Consider the following 18,014-nt stretch of genomic DNA (forward strand, 5'->3'; position numbering starts at 1 on the left):
CCAATGATAACAATTATCATTTATTGAGTTAGCCGGACGGTCCTGAATGAATACCTCTACCCCTTCTTCCTGCTGCATCGTCGGCGCCGGCCCGGCCGGGCTGATGCTGGGTTATCTGCTGGCGCGCAACGGCATTCCTGTGACGGTACTGGAAAAACACGGGGATTTTTTACGGGATTTTCGTGGCGACACTATCCATCCCTCTACGCTGGAAATTATCTGGCGGTTGGGCTTTCTGGATGAGTTTCTGGCGCTGCCGCACCAAAAAGCAGAAAAGCTCTACGGCGAGATCGATGGCCAGCCGGCTACGATGGCGGACTTCACTCATCTGCCTACCCGCTGTAAATATATCGCTTTTATGCCGCAGTGGGATTTTCTGAACTTCCTGCACGCTAAAGCCTTACAGCTGCCCGGTTTTCAGCTGATCCAGAACGCGAAGGTTGACGCATTAATTGAAGAGCAGGGTCAGATCAAAGGCGTTAAGGCGACAGTGGAAGGCGAAGCGCGCGAATTCCGCAGCGATCTTGTTATTGGCTGCGATGGCCGCCATTCCGTTATTCGGGCGCTCGCTGGCCTGGAAGTGCAGCGTTTCGGTTCGCCACGGGATGTTCTGTGGATGAAGGTGGCTAAACAAGCCGACGATCCTGAATGGTCGCCGGGTCATCGTGGGCCTAAGAACCATTTTATAATGATCGATCGCGGCGACTACTGGCAGTGCGGCTATTCGATTACCCAGGGCAGCTTTACTGCTTTGCAGGAAACCGGACTTTCCGCTTTTCTGCAGCAGGTTGCCAGCGCTTCGCCATTTTCCCTTGAGCGACTCCAGCTGGAAATTGCCGACTGGGATCGGGTTAAGCTGCTGGAGATCCGCATCGACCGTTTGCAGCAGTGGGCCAAACCTGGCCTGCTGTGTATTGGGGATGCCGCGCACGCCATGTCACCCATCGGCGGCGTGGGGGTCAACCTGGCGATCCAGGATGCCGTAGCGACCGCTAATCTTCTGTCAGGGCCGCTGAGAAAGGGTTCGCTGACTTTGAAAGACCTGGAGAAAGTCCAGCGGCGGCGCGCTTTCGCTACCTGGGCGACGCAGTCGCTGCAAATAATGATTAGCAAGGCGGGGAAAAAGCCTCGACGCAAGCCGCCGGGTCGTATGGAGCTTTGGCTGCGTCGTCGCCCTTTCCTGCCATTTTTATTCGGCAGGCTAATAGGGATGGGATTTTATCGTGAGCTGCCTGAAGAAGCGCAGAAATGAAAGCGGCCCCGCAGGGCCGCATTTAATCAGCTGGCGGGCGGTGTTTTGCCTTCCTCAATAAACTCTGGGTCCAGCTCTTCGCTGTTGCCTTCGTGATCGCGTCCGGAAAGCAGGTTCCAGCAGGCAATAAACATTGCGGCAATCAGCGGGCCAATGACAAAACCGTTGATGCCGTAGATTTCCATTCCGCCTAACGTAGAAATGAGGATCAGATAATCCGGCATCTTAGTGTCTTTGCCTACCAGCAACGGCCGCAGGAAGTTATCCACCAGGCCTACAATCACCACAAAGAAAGCGACCAGGAAAATGCCTTTCCAAATTAATCCGGTAGAGAAAAAGAAGATGGCGGCGGGCACCCAGACAATAGCCGAACCTACGGCCGGCACCAGCGACAGGAAAGCAATCAGCGCGCCCCACAGCAGGCTGGCATCAATGCCGGTCACGTAGAAGGCGAAGCCACCAAGCGCGCCCTGCACCACCGCTACCACGACCGTGCCTTTTACCGTGGCGCGGGCCACCGCAGCGAACTTCGCCAGCAGATGGTGTTTCGCATAGCGTGAAAGCGGCAGCGATTTCAGAATAATGTTGACCAGCCAGGAGCCGTCTTTGAGCAGGAAGAACAGCAGGTAAAGCATGATACCGAAGCCTAACGCAAAGCTCAGGCTGCTTTTCCCGATCAGGAACACGCTGCCGGCCAGATACTGGCTGCCCCGCAACGCAACCTGAGAAAGCTTCTGCTGAATGCCGCCCACGGTATTCAGCTGATGATCGGCCAGGTAATTTTGCGCCCATTGCGGAAGATGGTGCACCGTATTCGTCATCATTGTCGGTAGCGGCGTGCTGTTAGCCTGAATTTTGCTGTAAACGATGTTGAACTCAACCGCCAGCGACGAGAGGATCAGCGCCAGCGGCGTAATAACGATCAGACAGATAATCGCCACGGTCACCAGGGAGGCGGCGCCGTTTCTTTCTCCCATCCACTGGCGGATTTTGTTTTTCATCGGATGGAAAATGACCGCCAGGATCGCTGCCCACAACACAGCAGAATAATAAGGTTGCAGCACCTCGAAAAAAGCGACGGTCACGATAAGCAGGATTAAGAGGAAAAATCCTTTGGTCAGGCCGGGAAATCTCATTTTATGCTCTCTGAAGCAAGAATTTGCTAACGCAGCATAGAGGGCTGTGCTGGTTTTGCAATACCAGCACAAAGATGAGGCCGTATGCCCGGCCCTTTTATCCACGCTTTTTTCCGCATATGGCTTTAGTGCCGTAAAAAAACTCTCTTTGCAGCAGTGGTATAACGAGATGCTGATGGCAATCAGGCAACCTGACACACATCCCTCTCCCTGACTTCCTTCTCCGTTGCTTTTCAGCGGGTAAAAGGCTACCTTTCATGTTGTTGTGACATAAGGGTTGGCCTCACTTTGATAATATCGGGTGGGGCCTTTCTCTTTCTGTCCCTTGCCATGCCCGGGACCGAAAGATCCAGAGCACCCGCCGCGCAGTTTACCCCTTTCCCTTTGTTATCCCACCGGCAAAGCGCGGAGTTGCGTGACGGCTCGGCAATTCCTGCAACGGCGTCAATGGATCGCATTCCCGATCGTGGGGTCGATCAAAAAAATACCTTACTGAACGTTAAAACAGAGCCGCCACAAATATAATCCGCAAGTCCATTTATCAATATTTGTGGCCCTAAAAAAAGAGTAACGTACAAAAAGAAGGGTGCTCGTGGATCATGCCGCAACAGGCGGCGGGACTAAGCCCGCCGCCGGGTCGCCTTACCTTCCGGATTCGTAAGCCAGGCTGGCGACAACCTCCGTTCCTCCCTGTCTGATATGCAGTTCACACAGCGAGCCGCGCGTTATCCATGTAAATATCAGTACCGTTACACAGAAGATGAGCAGGCTCAAAAAGAGTAACTTTGCTGCCTTCATTGGCTTCCTTCTCCGTTGCTTTTCAGCGGGTAAAAGGCTACCTTTATGTTGTTGGACATAAGGGTTGGCCTCACTTTGATAATATCGGGTGGGGCCTTTCTCTTTCTGTCCCTTGCCATGCCCGGGACCGAAAGATCCAGAGCACCCGCCGCGCAGTTTACCCCTTTCCCTTTGTTATCCCACCGGCAAAACGCAGAGTTGCGTGACGGCTCGGCAATTCCTGCAACGGCGTCTGGGGAGCCAACACTCAGCTGTGGGGTCAATCAAATAACAGCGATCCGAACGTTATAAAAAGGTCCGCTATAAAATGTAAGATTTTAGTTTTTAATAATATGCACTTGGTACGAAAAGAAGGATGAAAGTACCTGAAGGTTAAAAGCTTCAGCGATGATGGCGCAACGGCTGAGTTCAGCCTCCACCGAATCTACCGAATCTACCGATTCCGTTAACTCTAACGACCGCACCAAAGCCATCAATTCCAACGACTCCACCAAGTCCAGCGACCATACCAAATCTATCAAGTCCACCAAGTCCACCAAGTCCAACCACTCTACCAGGTCCAACGACTACACCAAGTCCAACCACTCTACCCATTCCAACGACTACACCAGGTCCACCCACTTCCGTTTTATCCAATTAGCCGGGCATACATCACAATTTTATCTGCACCGCTTTCGGAAACAGGGCGCCGCCGCTACAGTGGAACTCATCCGACCACTTTGACGATCGCAACTATGAGCCGCTCACTTTTTTCGCCTCTGGATTTAGGGTTCACGCAGTTAAAAAACCGTGTGCTGATGGGATCGATGCATACCGGGCTGGAGGAGCATCCCGACGGCCCGCGCCGCCTGGCCGCTTTTTATGCGGAACGCGCGGCCGCAGGCGTGGCGCTGATTGTTACCGGCGGGATTTCTCCCTCGGCGGAAGGCGTGGTCACGGCTGGCGCTTCCGTCCTCAACCATCCTGACCAGCTTGCGCACCACCGCGTAGTCACCGAAGCCGTGCATCAGGCCGGCGGCAAGATTGCGCTGCAGATTTTACATGCTGGTCGTTACAGCTATCAGCCAGGCCTGGTTGCGCCGTCCGCATTACAGGCGCCCATCAATCCCTTTAAGCCAGCCGTGCTGAGTCATGAGAGCATCCTGACGCTTATCGCTGATTTTGCGCGCTGTGCCGCACTGGCGAAACAGGCAGGCTACGACGGCGTGGAAATCATGGGTTCAGAAGGCTACCTGATTAACCAATTTCTGGCTGCCAGAACCAATCAGCGCGACGACGAATGGGGCGGCGACGAGCAGCGGCGCATGCGGTTCGCGCTGGAAATCGTGCGGGCGGTTCGTCAGGCGGTCGGCGAGGCGTTTATCATTATCTATCGCCTGTCGATGCTCGACCTGGTGGAACAGGGCAACACGCTCCCGCAGACGGTGCGGCTGGCACAAGCCATAGAAAAAGCGGGCGCGACGCTGATTAATACCGGCATAGGCTGGCACGAGGCGCGCATTCCCACTATTGCCACCTCCGTTCCGCGCGGCGCTTTCGGCTGGGTGACAAAGCAGCTGAAGCAGCACCTGACCGTGCCGCTGATTACCACTAACCGCATCAATCATCCGGACGTGGCGCAGGCTTTGCTGGATGAAGGCTGCGCCGATATGGTGTCGATGGCGCGTCCTTTCCTGGCCGATGCGGCCTTTGTACGTAAGGCGCAGGAAGGCCGCAGCGATGAAATCAATACCTGCATCGGCTGCAACCAGGCGTGCCTGGATCAGATATTTGCAGGCAAGCTGACCTCCTGCCTCGTTAATCCGCGTGCCTGCCACGAAACCGAAATGGCGATCGCGCCCGCGGCAAAGCCGCAAAACCTGGCCGTAGTCGGTGCCGGGCCGGCCGGACTGGCTTTTGCGGTAAATGCTGCCGCACGAGGACATCGCGTCACGCTGTTCGATCGGGCAGCCGTTATCGGTGGTCAGTTTACGCTTGCCAGGCAAATTCCGGGCAAAGAGGAGTTCAGCGAGACGCTACGCTATTACACGCGCCAGCTGATGCTGAATAACGTTACGCTGCGGCTTAATCATGCCGTCACGGCAGAAGATCTGGCCGGATATGACCAGGTGGTGCTGGCAACCGGCGTATTGCCGCGCACGCCGGAAATCCCCGGTATCGACCATCCCAGCGTGCTGAGCTATCTGGCGGTGCTGCGCGATAAAAAACCGGTGGGCAAGCGCGTGGCGATTATCGGTGCGGGCGGTATCGGTTTTGATATCGCCGAGTATCTGAGCCAGCACGGCGAGCCGACCAGCCAGAACATCGCGGCTTTCTGTCAGGAATGGGGCATTGACCGCACGCTGCAACAGCCTGGTGGCCTGACAACGCCGCAGCCTCCGCAGAGCGAGCGCCAAATCTGGCTGCTTCAGCGCAGGCCAGGCAAACCCGGCGCCAGCCTTGGCAAAACCACCGGCTGGATCCATCGCGCCAGCCTACAGATGCGTCAGGTCAAGATGTGGGGCGACGTGCAGTATCTGAAAATTGACGATGACGGCCTGCATATTCTGCATCAGGGCGAGCCGGTTCTGCTGGCGGTGGATAACGTGGTGATCTGCGCGGGCCAGCAGTCCGATCGTCGTCTGGCGGAAGCGCTGGGCGACCGTCCGGTGCACATTATCGGCGGCGCGGATCGCGCGTTAGAGCTGGATGCACGGCGCGCTATCGCCCAGGGCACGCGGCTGGCGTTAACGATTTAGCCTGTTTAAAGCCAACGCGACGAAGCTTTTCCTGGCGGCGGCAACAAAAGTTATTCGCCGTTCACATCGCCAGGTTAAGCTGTCAGGACTCAGGACATCCGTTAAAAAGGTCGCCCGATGCCGCACGCTTACCATTCCACCCTGCTCTCTTCTCTTGCCTGGCTCGATCATGCTTTTCAGCCCGCTGGCGAGCCGCCGCCGCCGGAAAGCATCATGAATCGTCAGCGCCATACGGCCAATGTCCTGCTGAGCAGCGAAGCGCTGCCGGTGAAAAGCCACGAAGCCGACGGCCTGATTGCCACAGATTCGTACCCCGTTGCGGTCTATACCGCCGACTGCCTGCCGGTGCTGATCGCCGACGTGCGGCAGAAGCAGGTCGCCGCCGTTCATGCCGGGCTGAACGGCGCGCTAAAAGGCGTGCTCATTCAGGCTATCCATCGGCTTTGCGAGCGCGGTGCAACGCCGGACAGCCTGTATCTTGCCGTTGGCCCGTCGATTGGGCCGTGCTGTTATGAACTGGGCGAGGATCGCATCGCGGCTATGCGTCAGGAGAACCCGCACGACCTGCGGCCGTTGCTGGCGTACTCCACGCAGCAATATCGCAATCCGCAGGCGGTAAGAGCGCAGGCAATCGGCACCACGCAGGGCGTCTGGTTCGATCTGCCGCTGCTGGCGAAACGCATGGCGATGCGCGCAGGCGTGCCGGAAGCGCAAATCGAGCTGAGCGGCATCTGCACCTATTGTATGGCGGAAGAACAGGCGAGCTATCGCCGCAACGGCCATTTTCAGCATGGCTATCAGCAGCGATATGCCTGGATCAGGCGGCGTTAACGCAGTTTTACCGAACGCAGGATCACAAACTTTTGGTTAGAGGCGACGGTGGTGCAGTTGCCGAACAGCTTCTTCATTTTGCGATAGTAGTCGAGATGACGGTTGCCGACGATGCGCAGCTCGCCGCCGTATTGCAGACAGCGGCGCGCATCGCGGAACATCTGCCAGGCAATATGATCGGTCAGCGTGTTCTGCTGATGGAAAGGCGGATTGCAAAGCACCGCATGCAGGCGATCGGAAGGGAAACCGGCCAGCGAGTTATTGACCGCAAAGTGGCTGCGCGCCATGTCCTGCGGGCGGTTAACCTCCACGTTCATCCGGCTGCTGGCAACCGCCATCCAGGATTCATCAACGAAATGCACTTCCGCCGTGGGATTCTGCTCCAGCGCCATCAGGCCGATCACGCCGTTGCCGCAGCCCAGATCGACAATTTCACCGTCGATATTATCCGGCAGATGCGCCATAAAGAAACGCGCGCCGACGTCCAGCCCGCTGCGGGCAAACACGTTGGCGTGGTTATGAATGTGGTAAGGCGTGCCGTCCAGCGGCCAGCTGTAGGTTTCCGCGCCTGCGGCCAGTTCCGGCAGCGCTGGCGTACAGTAGATCAGCCGCGCTTTTTTTACCGCCAGCGACGTGGTGGTTTTCCCCAGCACGCGCTCGAACAGCTGTAGCGTCGAGGTATGAATATCTTTTGCTTTACCCGCCGCGATAACCTGCGTTTTCGGCGTTACCACATGGCGCAGCGCGCGCAGCTGTTGCTCCAGCAGCGCAAGGGATTTAGGGATTTTTATCAGCACGCGGCCCGGGCTGGCGGGCAGCGCGGCCAGGCTGTCCAGAAAATGCACGTCGCCTTCGTCCATGCCGTTTTCCAGCAGGTTCTGCCGCGTCGCCTGCTGGCTGATCCACGAGTCGCTGATGCTAAAAAGTTCTTCGCCCACCAGCGCACAGGCCAGCGCGCCAAAGGTGTCGTTAAAGATCAGCGTCGTGCCGTTGGCAGGCTTGTCCGCAACCTGTTGCAGCAAATATTCATCGGCGGCGTCCCACGCCTGTAACGGGCTTTCTTCACGCATCTGGGGAAAACGGTGCAGCGTCAGCGTGCGGTGGCTCAGTTCGAATTGGCTCATGGGATCTCCGGCTGGATAAAAATTCCCGCGAGTTATCCCCTAAAATGCGCCGACAGTAAATGTTTTTCTTGTTCAGGCGAGAGTTGCGACCGCTGTCACCTTTTCTTCTTTTGTCGCCACCGTGCCGCGCTGACTTTGTTATCGCCTGAAATTGCTGATTTTTTCCTGACGGATCCGCGCTGCCTGCGGCTGCCGTCAGCCGCGGGTTGCCTGATGCTGATGAATAATAGCGAGAATGTCCTCAATGGTTGCGTTTAACAGCCGACCTTCCCGATAGGCCTGTAGCTCGGCTTCACCGCCGTGGATCGCTTTTTCCGGTCTTTCCACAAAAGTGCCGATCGGCTCAAACTTCTCATCCAGCACCACGGTAAAAGGGATCCGCACCTTATCCAGCGCCAGCGCGGGCAGCAGCGTACGTTCCGCCCGGCTTTTGCTGATAATCGCCTGGGAGATGGTCGGCTGTAGCTCGCTGATAAACTGCATCGCGGTCACGTTGCGCTGGCAGTCCGGACACCACAATTCCGCTGCGGTCAGCAGATAATAAGCGCCGCGCACCTGTTTTACCTGCTCCTTCAGCTCGCTGGAAACATACTCTTCCGAGTTCAGCTTCGCGCGCGCCTCTTTGACGGCGGCAATTTCGCCAGCCAGGCCGGTTTTGGCAAAAGCCTCAAAGCCCGCGCCCGCGCTGAACAGCTCTCTGTAATCAATCATGATGACTCCGAATCATTCACTAAACCGACAGTATGCGAAAAGGTCTTAAGGCTTGCAACGTCACGCGCCGTCGACGCAAAGATCCCCCGGCGCGGCGTCCGCATGATAAAATCCGGCTTTCGACCATTATTTATGTGGGAGCGCCTGTGTCTTTACTCTATTTACAAGGTTATCCGGAGTCATTGCTGACTCAGGTGCAGCAGCTAATCGATCAGCAGCGGCTGGGCGAAGTACTGCAAAAACGCTATCCCGACACGCACGCCATCACCAGCGACAAAGCGTTATATGACTACGCGCTGACGCTGAAAAACCAGGCCCTGCGTAACGCGCCGCCGCTGAATAAAGTGATTTACGACAGCAAAATCAAGGTAATGAAACACGCGCTGGGGCTGCACACCGCCATTTCCCGCGTGCAGGGCGGCAAGCTGAAGGCGAAGGCGGAAATCCGCGTGGCGACCATTTTTAAACAGGCGCCGGAGGCATTTTTACGCATGATCGTGGTACACGAGCTGGCGCACATTAAAGAGAAAGATCATAACAAGGCGTTTTATCAGCTTTGCTGCCATATGGAGCCACAGTATCACCAGCTGGAATTTGATACGCGCCTGTGGCTGACCGAACAGGCGCTGCGCGGCAGAGAAAGCTAGCGCCGCCGCGACGTGCCTCCGTGCTCGCCGCGACCTGCTGTCGCATTATAAAAAGTCCTTCGCTTTCTGGATCAGGCTGGTTTTGGTAAGCGCGCCCAGAAACTTGCGCTCGACGGGATTATTCAGCACCGGCAGACGCTCCAGCGTCACCCTGGCGAAGGCTTCCCAACCTTCCGTAATGGTTTGATTCTCAAAAATATAAGGGAAATTCTCGTCCGTTACGCAGCTTATCGGCGAGTTCAGCGTAATCTCCTTATCCAGCACCTTGCGCGAAATATCGTGGATCGACACCGCGCCCATAAACTGACCGGTTTCGTTAATCACATAGACGAAACGTTCGCGCTTCAGCGAGCTCACCGCCAGCGCCTTGCCGACGGGATCCTGCGGCTGTAGCGCCGCGCCGGAAACGATAAACTGCGAGATAATGCCGTTGTCAAAATCGAACTTGGCGTCCGAACGGCTGAAATGGCGCTGAATAACCGGATAGGTGCTGCTGGATTGCAGACGGTACACCACCATAAAAGCCAGCACGCAGGCGATCATGGTTGGAAACAGCAGGCTGCTGTTTAGCGTCATTTCCAGCACCATCAGCATCGCCATCAGCGGCGCCTGGCTGACCGAGGCCAGCACCGCGCCCATGCCCACAGCGGCGAAAATGACGACGTTATCCACCGGCAGCCCGGCCAGCGCGGCCAGGCTGGCAACCACCACGCCCAACAGCGCGCCGGTCAGCAGCGATGGCGTAAACAGCCCGCCGACAGCGTTGGAGCCAACCGAAATAGCCGTGGCCAGCATCTTTAACAGCAGCAGCGCAATCAGCCCTTTTAGCATAAAGCTGCCGGCCATGATCTCCACAATCACCTCATAGCCGTTGCCGAGCACCTTAGTGCTGCCGATAGCCAGCACGCCCACCATCACGCCACCCAGCCCCAGCCGCAGCGGCAGGCTTTTAACGCGGCTAAAGCGCTTACGGCTCTGCGCGATCAGCCAAATCAGCGTCCAGCCGGCCAGGCCCGCCAGCAGGCCAATCAGCACCGTCAGCAGCATGTTTTCCGGCGTCAGCGCAAACTGCGCGTGGGCAAAAGGGTAGATGGCGGAACGATAGCCCAGCGCGGACATGGTCAGCACGGCCACGCCAGCCGAGATAATCAGCGGGATCAGCCGCTGTAAGGCGGAAATGCCGAACGCGATTTCCGCCACAAAGATAGCCGAGGCAAGCGGCGCATGATAAACGGAAGAGAGCCCGGCTGCCGCGGCCATCGCCACGACGTCCGTGTTCTTCAGCGGCAGATTTTTGAAGCAGAAGCGTCCCATCAGGCTGCCTACCAGCGCCGAAAGCTGCACCATTGGCCCCTCTTTACCAATGGACGCGCCGCTGCTGATGCTGGCGATGGAAGAGAGCGCGCGAAACAGCGAGGTTTTGGTCGGCACCGCGTCCAGCCTGGCGTTGATCACTTCCAGATAATCGGTGCGAACCGTCGCTTTCTGTTCAATAGCGGTGGCGTAGCGCAGAAAAAATCCGGCCAGTACCCCGCCGCCGCCGACAATCAGCGGCCACGTATACCAGGGCCAGACGCCGATAGCCTGGGTCACATCCTGACGGCTGCCGAACATCAGCAGATTGATGCCTTCTATCAGCAAGCGGAAACCCAGCGTCACCAGCGAAGCCGCCAGCCCCACAGGAATAGCGACCAGCAGGCTGGTCCAGTTAAGTGCATGTTTACTGCCTGTGGACATGAATTTTTTAACCTCGCCGCCGTTAACCTGCTCTTATCGTGAGAGAGGCAGCGTTAAAAATCAAATAGTCAGCGCGCCCGCCGCGCTTTTTTGCCTGCTACGCTGGTAGATAAGGTTACGGCGCGCACGGCGCCCGGCTCAATGAATCAACCGTTCGGGAAAAATTATGATCCGCTTCGCTGTTATTGGAACCAACTGGATTACGCGTCAGTTTGTCGACGCCGCGCACGAAACCGGCAAAATGAAGCTCACCGCCATTTATTCACGCACGCTGGAGCAGGCTCAGGCCTTCAGCCGCGACTATCCCGTTGAGCATTTTTTTACCTCTCTCGATCGGCTGGCGCAGACGGATGCGGTAGACGCCGTTTATATCGCCAGCCCCAACGCGCTGCACTGTCAGCAGGCGCTGCTGTTTTTACAGCACAAGAAGCACGTGATTTGTGAGAAGCCGCTCGCCTCTAACCTTCGCGAAGCGGAAGCGATGATCGCCTGCGCGCGCGCTAATCAGGTGGTGCTGTTCGAAGCGTTTAAAACGGCCAGCCTGCCGAACTTTCACATTTTGCGCCAGGCGCTGCCGAAGGTCGGCAAGCTGCGCAAGGCGCTGTTTAGCTACTGCCAGTATTCATCACGCTATCAGCGCTATCTGGAGGGAGAGAACCCGAATACGTTTAATCCGGCCTGGTCAAACGGCTCGATAATGGATATCGGCTACTACTGCCTGGCAGCGGCGGTCAGCCTGTGGGGCGAGCCGGCGCGCGTGGTCGCCACGGCTTCGCTGCTGGAGAGCGGCGTCGACGCCCACGGTACGGTGGTTATGAGCTACGACGGTTTCGACGTGACGCTGCTGCACTCCAAAGTCAGCCAGTCCGATCTGCCCGGCGAAATCCAGGGCGAAGCGGGATCGTTGGTTATCGGGCAGCTGGCCGACTGCCAGCAGATCCATTTCATACCGCGCGGCGCGAAGCCGCAGGATCTTAGCCAGCCTCAGCACATCAACACGTTACTGTACGAAGCGGAAACCTTTGTCCGGCTGGTGGAGGAACACGCTGTAGACCATCCGGGCCTGACCGTGACGCGCATCACAGCGGCGCTGCTGACGGAGATCCGTCGTCAGACCGGCGTGGTTTTTCCTGCCGATGCGCTGGCCGTCGTGTAAATATTGCTAAATATTTCTGCGTAAGATTGACCAATGTGCTCGCGGCCACTATCTTCACTGCTGCAAAGGGGAGTAACTTCTTCGTCGGTCAATCGTCATTACGGTGCGTAAGCGCCCGGTTGCCGGGCAGTCAGCAAGCTGACTGTAAGTGAGACCTTGCCGGAAGGCGAGGTTTGCTCACAGCAAAAATAGTGTGGCTGACGTCTTCCGATGTTGGCCATTTTATTTTTGACAGGACAAAACTATGAATACTGTAGGCACGCCGTTACTTTGGGGCAGCTTTGCTGTCGTGGTGGTGATTATGCTGGCCATCGATCTGCTGATGCAGGGGCGGCGCGGCGCGCAAACCATGTCGATGAAGCAGGCCGCCTTCTGGTCGCTGGTCTGGATTAGCCTCTCGCTGCTGTTCGCCGCCGGGCTGTGGTGGTATCTGAAAGAAACCGTCGGGCCGCAGATCGCCCATACGCAATCCCTCGCCTTTCTGACCGGTTACGTGCTGGAAAAAGCGCTGGCCGTCGATAACGTTTTCGTCTGGCTGATGCTGTTCAGCTACTTCTCCGTTCCTGCTGCGCTTCAGCGCCGCGTGCTGATCTACGGCGTGCTGGGCGCCATCGTGCTGCGTACCATCATGATTTTCGCCGGCAGCTGGCTGGTGTCGGAATTCAGCTGGATCCTCTACCTGTTCGGCGCGTTTCTGCTGTTTACCGGCGTCAAAATGGCGATGGCAGGCGGCGATGAAGGCGCGGTAGGCGATAAGCCGGTGGTGCGCTGGCTGCGTGGCCATCTGCGCATGACCGATAACCTGGAAGGCGAAAAGTTCTTTGTGCGCCGCAACGGCCTGCTCTACGCCACGCCGCTGCTGCTGGTGCTGATTATGGTCGAGCTGAGCGACGTTATTTTCGCCGTGGACAGCATTCCGGCTATTTTTGCCGTTACTACCGATCCCTTTATCGTCCTGACCTCTAACCTGTTCGCTATTCTTGGCCTGCGCGCGATGTACTTCCTGCTGGCTAACGTGGCGGAACGCTTCTCTATGCTGAAATATGGTCTGGCGATCGTGCTGATTTTTATCGGTATCAAGATGCTGATCGTCGATTTCTATCATATTCCGGTGGCGGTTTCGCTGAGCATCGTCGGCGGTATCCTGGCCATTACGCTGCTGATTAACGCTCTGGTTAACCGCCGCAACGATCGTTTAGCGCTGCGGAAATAACTTTTACCCTGACGTAACAGCCAGGCCCGACGGCAGAATATTCCGCCGCCGTCGGGCCACTTTTCGCTTCCCCTGCCAACACATTTCCTTATACTGCCTGCGCAAACACACCGATGCCGTCAGTTCAGCGCACACGACGCTGAGGCGCATTCCATCACTTTTACAGCTGGTTTTTATATGAGTATTGAAAAGAATCGTCCCGGCCTGTTGCAGCGTCTGATGCAGGCAGGCCTGGTTACGCAGATCTTGATCGGTCTGGTCGCTGGCGTGGCGCTGGCGTGGTTTTCCAAAGAGAGCGCGCTTTCCGTCAGCCTGTTCGGCTCGCTGTTTGTCAGCGCGCTGAAAGCCGTAGCGCCGCTGCTGGTCATGGTGCTGGTGATCTCCTCTATCGCCAACCACAAGCAGGGCCAGAAAACCTCTATCCGCCCTATCGTGATACTGTATCTGCTGAGCACGTTTTTTGCCGCCGTGCTGGCTGTGGCGTTCAGCCATTTGCTGCCGCAGACGCTGACGCTGAGCGCCGCCAATAATGAAATCACGCCGCCGTCCGGTATCCTGGCCGTCTTAAACGGCCTGCTGATGAGCATGGTTTCCAACCCGATCGACGCGCTGATGCATGCCAACTATATCGGCATCCTGGTGTGGGCGATTGGCCTGGGCTTCGCTTTCCGCCACAGCAGCGACACCACGCGCGCTTTCCTGAATGATGCCTCCGACGCCGTGACTTACCTGGTGCGTATTGTGATCCGCTTCGCTCCTGTCGGTATTTTCGGCCTTGTGGCGTCGATTCTGGCCTCTACCGGCTTTTCGGCGCTGTGGCAGTACGCGCATCTGCTTGCCCTGCTGCTGGGCTGTATGCTGCTGATGGCGCTGGTTATCAACCCCATCCTGGTCTACTGGAAGATCCGCCGTAATCCTTACCCGCTGGTCTTTACCTGCCTGCGGGAAAGCGGCGTCACCGCCTTCTTTACCCGCAGTTCGGCGGCCAATATCCCGGTAAATATGGCGCTGGCGAAGAAGCTTAATCTGGATGAAGACACCTATTCCGTCTCGATCCCCGTGGGCGCCAATATCAGTATGGCGGGCGCGTCCATCACCATTACCGTGCTGACGCTGGCGGCGGTGAATACGCTGGGCATCCATGTAGATATCGGCACCTCGATCCTGCTTAGCCTTGTGGCCTCCATCTGCGCCTGCGGCGCGTCCGGCGTGGCGGGCGGTTCGCTGCTGCTGATCCCCGTCGCCTGCAATATGTTCGGCATCCCTAACGATGTGGCGATGCAGGTGGTAGCCGTAGGCTTTATTATCGGCGTTCTGCAGGACTCCGCCGAAACGGCGCTGAATTCTTCCGCCGATATTCTGTTTACCGCCGCGGCCTGCATGGCCGAAGAGCGTCGGGTAGAACAAAAAGCTTAACCGGCGGCGCCGTCAAAAGATGGCGCCCTGCTCAGCGAGAAATCCTGCCCTGCCGAACGGGTGGGGTTTCTCGCCCTGTCGCGCAGCGTTACGCGCCCGCTATAAAGTCACCCCGCTTTTAAAAATCGCCAGCTCGCGAAAATCATTCAGCTCGTTTCTGGTCTGACGGCCGCAGGCGATTTCCACCAGCAGATCGATAAATTTTTCCAGTAGCGTCGTCATCTCCACGCCCTGAAGCAAAGGCCCGGCATCAAAATCGATCCAGTGCGGTTTCTTCGCCGCCAGTTCGCTGTTGGTCGCCAGCTTAACGGTGGGCACAAAGCCGCCGTAGGGCGTGCCCCTGCCGGTACTGAACAGCACCATATGACAGCCCGCCGCCGCCAGCGCGCTGGTCGCCACGGCATCATTGCCCGGCGCGCTGAGTAAATTCAGCCCCGGCTTGCGTACGCGCTCGCCATATTTCAGCACGTCCACCACCTGGCTCCGACCCGCTTTCTGCGTGCAGCCCAGCGACTTTTCCTCCAGGGTAGTGATGCCGCCCGCTTTGTTGCCCGGCGAAGGGTTTTCAAAAACGGGCTGATGGTGCTGCAGGAAATAACGCTTGAAATCGTTAATCATATCGACAGTTTTGCGAAAGGTTGCTTCGTCCCGACAGCGGTTCATCAGGGTCTGTTCGGCACCAAACATTTCAGGCACTTCCGTCAGCACGGTGGTGCCGCCGTTGGCTATCACCTCGTCTGAGAAACGTCCCAGCAAGGGGTTAGCGGTAATGCCGGAAAGGCCATCCGAGCCGCCGCATTCCAGGCCAAACGTCAGCTCGCTTAGCCGTCCAGCCTCGCGGCGATCGTTACGCATCGCTTTATACAGGCGACGTAGTTGAGCCAGCCCGGCTTCCACTTCATCATCGTGCTGCTGTAGCGTCATAAAGCCGACGCGATCGGCATCCACTTCGCCCAGCGTCTCGCGAAAAGCATCGATCTGATTGTTTTCGCAGCCCAAACCTATCACCAGTACCGCGCCGGCATTTGGATGGCGCACCATATTTTGCAGCAGGGTGCGCGTATTGAGATGGTCTTCTCCCAGCTGCGAGCAGCCATACGGATGGGTGAAGAGGAAAACGCCGTCAATATCTGTCGCGCCCTCGCTTTCTGCCATAAAGCGGGCCACCATTTGCTTTGCTATACCGTTGACACAGCCAACCGTTGGCAGTAGCCAGAGTTCGTTACGAATGGCGGGCCTGCCGTCACGGCGGCGGTAAATCTGCACTTCGCGATCGCCAGCCGGTTTTGGCAGCGTGACGAAATCCGGCCGATAGCGATAGGCATTTACGTCCCCAAGATTGGTACAGAGGTTATGAGAATGGACCCCTTCCCCTGCGGCGATCGCCTGGGTGGCATGCCCAACAGGCAGGCCATATTTTATAACCGGCTCATCCACAGCCAGCGGTAAAAGGGCGAACTTGTGCCCACGCGCGACAGGCTGTTGCAACACGATTACGTGCCGGTTTGCTTCCAGCGCCTCGCCTTCCGCCAGGTCAGCCAGCGCGACGGCGACGTTATCTTCAGGATCGATCCGGATATAACGCTGCATGATGTTTTCCTCAGCTAAGCGGGGCTGGCGTATGCCCTTGCTGATAAGTCGTGGCACAAATACCGTTACCCTTGCGGTCAGTCCCGGTACGGCATTGCGCTCCTTCCCCGGTATTGCGTTTCGCCCAGGGCGTTTTCTGTCCGTACTGGTAGCGGAGCCGCAACGGTTCAGGACGGCGGTTACAGCTCAACGGCAAAATAGTCGCGCGCATTGTTAAAACAGATGTTTTCCACCATTTTGCCCAGCAGATTGAGATCGGCCGGTGCTTCGCCGTTATCCACCCAGCCACCGATGGTTTCACACAGCAGGCGACGGAAATATTCATGCCGCGTGTAGGAGAGAAAGCTGCGGCTGTCGGTTAACATGCCAACGAAACGGCTGAACATGCCCATTTGCGCCAGCTGCGTCAGCTGTCGCGTCATGCCGTCTTTCTGATCGTTGAACCACCAGGCGGAACCGAACTGCATTTTGCCCGGCGCTCCTTCGCCCTGAAAATTGCCGGCCATCGTGGCGATGACTTCGTTATCCCGTGGGTTCAGGCAGTAGAGAATGGTTTTTGGCAGCGCATCCTTTCGGTGCTGGGCATCCAGCAAACGCGCCAGCGGTACGGCGATCGGAGCGTCGTTAACAGAGTCATAGCCCACGTCCGGCCCCAGCCGCGCAAACTGACGACTGTTGGCGTTACGCAATGCGCCGATATGATACTGCTGAACCCAGCCGCGCTGAGCGTACTGCGCGCCAAGCCATACCAGCACCGCCGTTTTAAATTGCGCAATCTCCAGCTCGTGCGGGCTTTTCCCGGCAAGACGCCGCGCCAGGATGCCGTCCAGCGTGGCTTCGTCCGCATCGGCATACAGCACAATATCCAGCGCATGGTCGGCAATTTTACAGCCGTGAGCGGCAAAATGGTCAAGCCGGCGGCTGAGTGCCTGGCGGAGATCGTCGAAGCGGACAATATCCGTATCGCTAACCGCAGCCAGTTTTTGCAGATAGTCACAGAAGCCGCCAGCCTCCAGATTGAACGCCTTATCAGGACGCCAGCCTGGCAATATTTTGACAGCGAAACTGGCATCTTCAGCGAGCAGGCGATGGTAGCGCAGGTCGTCGACCGGATCGTCGGTCGTGCCCGCCATTTTCACATTCATCTGCTGCATGATACCGCGGGCGCTGAACGCATCCTGTGCCAACAGCGCGTTGCACCGCGACCATATTTCTTCCGCCGTTTCCGACGACAGCAGCGTGTCCGTAATACCAAAAGGTCGGCGCAGCTCAAGATGCGTCCAGTGGTAAAGAGGATTGCCAATGGTATCGGGCACCGTGCTGGCCCAGGCGGCAAACTTCTCACGATCGCTGCCGTTACCGGTAATCAGCGCTTCCGGTACGCCATTCGCCCGCATCGCTCGCCATTTGTAATGATCGCCTTTTAGCCAGATGTCATACAGATTTTTGAATCGATAATCCTCGGCAATCTGCTGCGGCGGCAGATGGCAGTGGTAGTCAAAAATGGGCTGCCCGGCCGCAAACTCATGGTACAAGCGGCGCGCAAACTCCCCCGACAGCAAAAAATCTTCCTGCATAAAACCCGACATACCCTTCTCCTGTGGTCAACATCCTTTGCTGCAAAGTTATCATACCAATTATTGAGATACGGCGTAATTTTGTGCA

14 protein-coding genes are annotated in these 18,014 nt (G+C 57.2%); 7 read left to right on the plus strand and 7 right to left on the minus strand.

Annotated elements, in window-relative coordinates; genetic code table 11:
- The first annotated feature begins 46 nt into the window (after window positions 1-46).
- Entirely contained in the window at window positions 47-1,252 is a 1,206-nt protein-coding gene (locus AB3U87_RS06920; protein WP_394148759.1) for an FAD-dependent oxidoreductase, read from the plus strand.
- Window positions 1,253-1,278: 26 nt separating this feature from the next.
- Here the strand turns inward: AB3U87_RS06920 and AB3U87_RS06925 are convergent, their stop codons facing one another.
- Window positions 1,279-2,388 carry an AI-2E family transporter gene (locus tag AB3U87_RS06925; RefSeq protein ID WP_253455732.1) on the minus strand — a complete coding sequence of 370 codons (1,110 nt, stop codon included), beginning with the start codon at window positions 2,386-2,388 and terminating at the stop codon, window positions 1,279-1,281.
- 642 nt (window positions 2,389-3,030) lie between these two features.
- Entirely contained in the window at window positions 3,031-3,186 is a 156-nt protein-coding gene (locus tag AB3U87_RS06930; protein WP_253455735.1) for a Hok/Gef family protein, read from the minus strand.
- Window positions 3,187-3,920: 734 nt separating this feature from the next.
- Between AB3U87_RS06930 and AB3U87_RS06935 the strand changes: the two genes are divergently transcribed.
- Window positions 3,921-5,924, plus strand: coding sequence for an oxidoreductase (locus AB3U87_RS06935; RefSeq protein WP_394148760.1), 2,004 nt, complete (start codon window positions 3,921-3,923; stop codon window positions 5,922-5,924).
- A 117-nt stretch (window positions 5,925-6,041) separates the two neighbouring features.
- Window positions 6,042-6,755, plus strand: a complete 714-nt coding sequence (locus tag AB3U87_RS06940) for a purine nucleoside phosphorylase YfiH/LACC1 family protein (protein WP_394148761.1) — start codon at window positions 6,042-6,044, stop codon at window positions 6,753-6,755.
- On the opposite strand, the gene rlmG is transcribed toward AB3U87_RS06940, so the two are convergent.
- Window positions 6,752-7,879, minus strand: coding sequence for a 23S rRNA (guanine(1835)-N(2))-methyltransferase RlmG (gene rlmG, locus AB3U87_RS06945; protein WP_394148762.1), 1,128 nt, complete (start codon window positions 7,877-7,879; stop codon window positions 6,752-6,754). The two genes, AB3U87_RS06940 and rlmG, sit on opposite strands and share 4 nt — an antisense overlap.
- Window positions 7,880-8,074: 195 nt before the next feature.
- Entirely contained in the window at window positions 8,075-8,590 is a 516-nt protein-coding gene (locus AB3U87_RS06950) for a thioredoxin family protein (RefSeq protein ID WP_253455743.1), read from the minus strand.
- Window positions 8,591-8,736: 146 nt separating this feature from the next.
- On the opposite strand from AB3U87_RS06950, the gene AB3U87_RS06955 reads away from it, so the two are divergent.
- Window positions 8,737-9,237: a M48 metallopeptidase family protein gene (locus AB3U87_RS06955; RefSeq protein ID WP_253455745.1), complete on the plus strand. Its 501-nt coding sequence runs from the start codon at window positions 8,737-8,739 to the stop codon at window positions 9,235-9,237.
- A 45-nt stretch (window positions 9,238-9,282) separates the two neighbouring features.
- Here AB3U87_RS06955 and AB3U87_RS06960 read toward each other — a convergent pair whose 3' ends face one another.
- Window positions 9,283-10,974, minus strand: coding sequence for a chloride channel protein (locus AB3U87_RS06960; RefSeq protein ID WP_301252947.1), 1,692 nt, complete (start codon window positions 10,972-10,974; stop codon window positions 9,283-9,285).
- Window positions 10,975-11,140: 166 nt separating this feature from the next.
- On the opposite strand from AB3U87_RS06960, the gene AB3U87_RS06965 reads away from it, so the two are divergent.
- The 3 genes from AB3U87_RS06965 to sstT all read left to right on the plus strand — a co-directional run bounded on the left by AB3U87_RS06965 (window position 11,141) and on the right by sstT (window position 14,759).
- Window positions 11,141-12,130, plus strand: coding sequence for a Gfo/Idh/MocA family protein (locus AB3U87_RS06965; protein WP_394148763.1), 990 nt, complete (start codon window positions 11,141-11,143; stop codon window positions 12,128-12,130).
- A gap of 244 nt (window positions 12,131-12,374) precedes the next feature.
- Entirely contained in the window at window positions 12,375-13,343 is a 969-nt protein-coding gene (locus AB3U87_RS06970) for a TerC family protein (protein ID WP_253455751.1), read from the plus strand.
- A 177-nt stretch (window positions 13,344-13,520) separates the two neighbouring features.
- Window positions 13,521-14,759, plus strand: coding sequence for a serine/threonine transporter SstT (gene sstT / locus AB3U87_RS06975; RefSeq protein WP_394148764.1), 1,239 nt, complete (start codon window positions 13,521-13,523; stop codon window positions 14,757-14,759).
- Between the two features lie 99 nt (window positions 14,760-14,858).
- On the opposite strand, the gene AB3U87_RS06980 is transcribed toward sstT, so the two are convergent.
- Window positions 14,859-16,349: a UxaA family hydrolase gene (locus AB3U87_RS06980; RefSeq protein ID WP_369895160.1), complete on the minus strand. Its 1,491-nt coding sequence runs from the start codon at window positions 16,347-16,349 to the stop codon at window positions 14,859-14,861.
- A gap of 179 nt (window positions 16,350-16,528) precedes the next feature.
- Window positions 16,529-17,938, minus strand: coding sequence for a glucuronate isomerase (gene uxaC, locus AB3U87_RS06985; protein ID WP_394148765.1), 1,410 nt, complete (start codon window positions 17,936-17,938; stop codon window positions 16,529-16,531).
- Window positions 17,939-18,014 lie beyond the last annotated feature (76 nt).

Origin of the sequence: Erwinia plantamica (assembly GCF_043420595.1) — a bacterium.
Lineage (GTDB): Bacteria > Pseudomonadota > Gammaproteobacteria > Enterobacterales > Enterobacteriaceae > Erwinia > Erwinia aeris.

What these genes read in the sequence shown, in the direction of transcription:
- AB3U87_RS06920 (WP_394148759.1), top strand. Translation starts at nt 47, where the DNA reads ATGAATACCTCTACCCCTTCTTCCTGCTGCATCGTCGGCGCCGGCCCG.
- AB3U87_RS06925 (WP_253455732.1), bottom strand. Translation starts at nt 2,388, where the DNA reads ATGAGATTTCCCGGCCTGACCAAAGGATTTTTCCTCTTAATCCTGCTT.
- AB3U87_RS06930 (WP_253455735.1), bottom strand. Translation starts at nt 3,186, where the DNA reads ATGAAGGCAGCAAAGTTACTCTTTTTGAGCCTGCTCATCTTCTGTGTA.
- AB3U87_RS06935 (WP_394148760.1), top strand. Translation starts at nt 3,921, where the DNA reads ATGAGCCGCTCACTTTTTTCGCCTCTGGATTTAGGGTTCACGCAGTTA.
- AB3U87_RS06940 (WP_394148761.1), top strand. Translation starts at nt 6,042, where the DNA reads ATGCCGCACGCTTACCATTCCACCCTGCTCTCTTCTCTTGCCTGGCTC.
- rlmG (WP_394148762.1), bottom strand. Translation starts at nt 7,879, where the DNA reads ATGAGCCAATTCGAACTGAGCCACCGCACGCTGACGCTGCACCGTTTT.
- AB3U87_RS06950 (WP_253455743.1), bottom strand. Translation starts at nt 8,590, where the DNA reads ATGATTGATTACAGAGAGCTGTTCAGCGCGGGCGCGGGCTTTGAGGCT.
- AB3U87_RS06960 (WP_301252947.1), bottom strand. Translation starts at nt 10,974, where the DNA reads ATGTCCACAGGCAGTAAACATGCACTTAACTGGACCAGCCTGCTGGTC.
- AB3U87_RS06965 (WP_394148763.1), top strand. Translation starts at nt 11,141, where the DNA reads ATGATCCGCTTCGCTGTTATTGGAACCAACTGGATTACGCGTCAGTTT.
- AB3U87_RS06970 (WP_253455751.1), top strand. Translation starts at nt 12,375, where the DNA reads ATGAATACTGTAGGCACGCCGTTACTTTGGGGCAGCTTTGCTGTCGTG.
- sstT (WP_394148764.1), top strand. Translation starts at nt 13,521, where the DNA reads ATGAGTATTGAAAAGAATCGTCCCGGCCTGTTGCAGCGTCTGATGCAG.
- AB3U87_RS06980 (WP_369895160.1), bottom strand. Translation starts at nt 16,349, where the DNA reads ATGCAGCGTTATATCCGGATCGATCCTGAAGATAACGTCGCCGTCGCG.
- uxaC (WP_394148765.1), bottom strand. Translation starts at nt 17,938, where the DNA reads ATGTCGGGTTTTATGCAGGAAGATTTTTTGCTGTCGGGGGAGTTTGCG.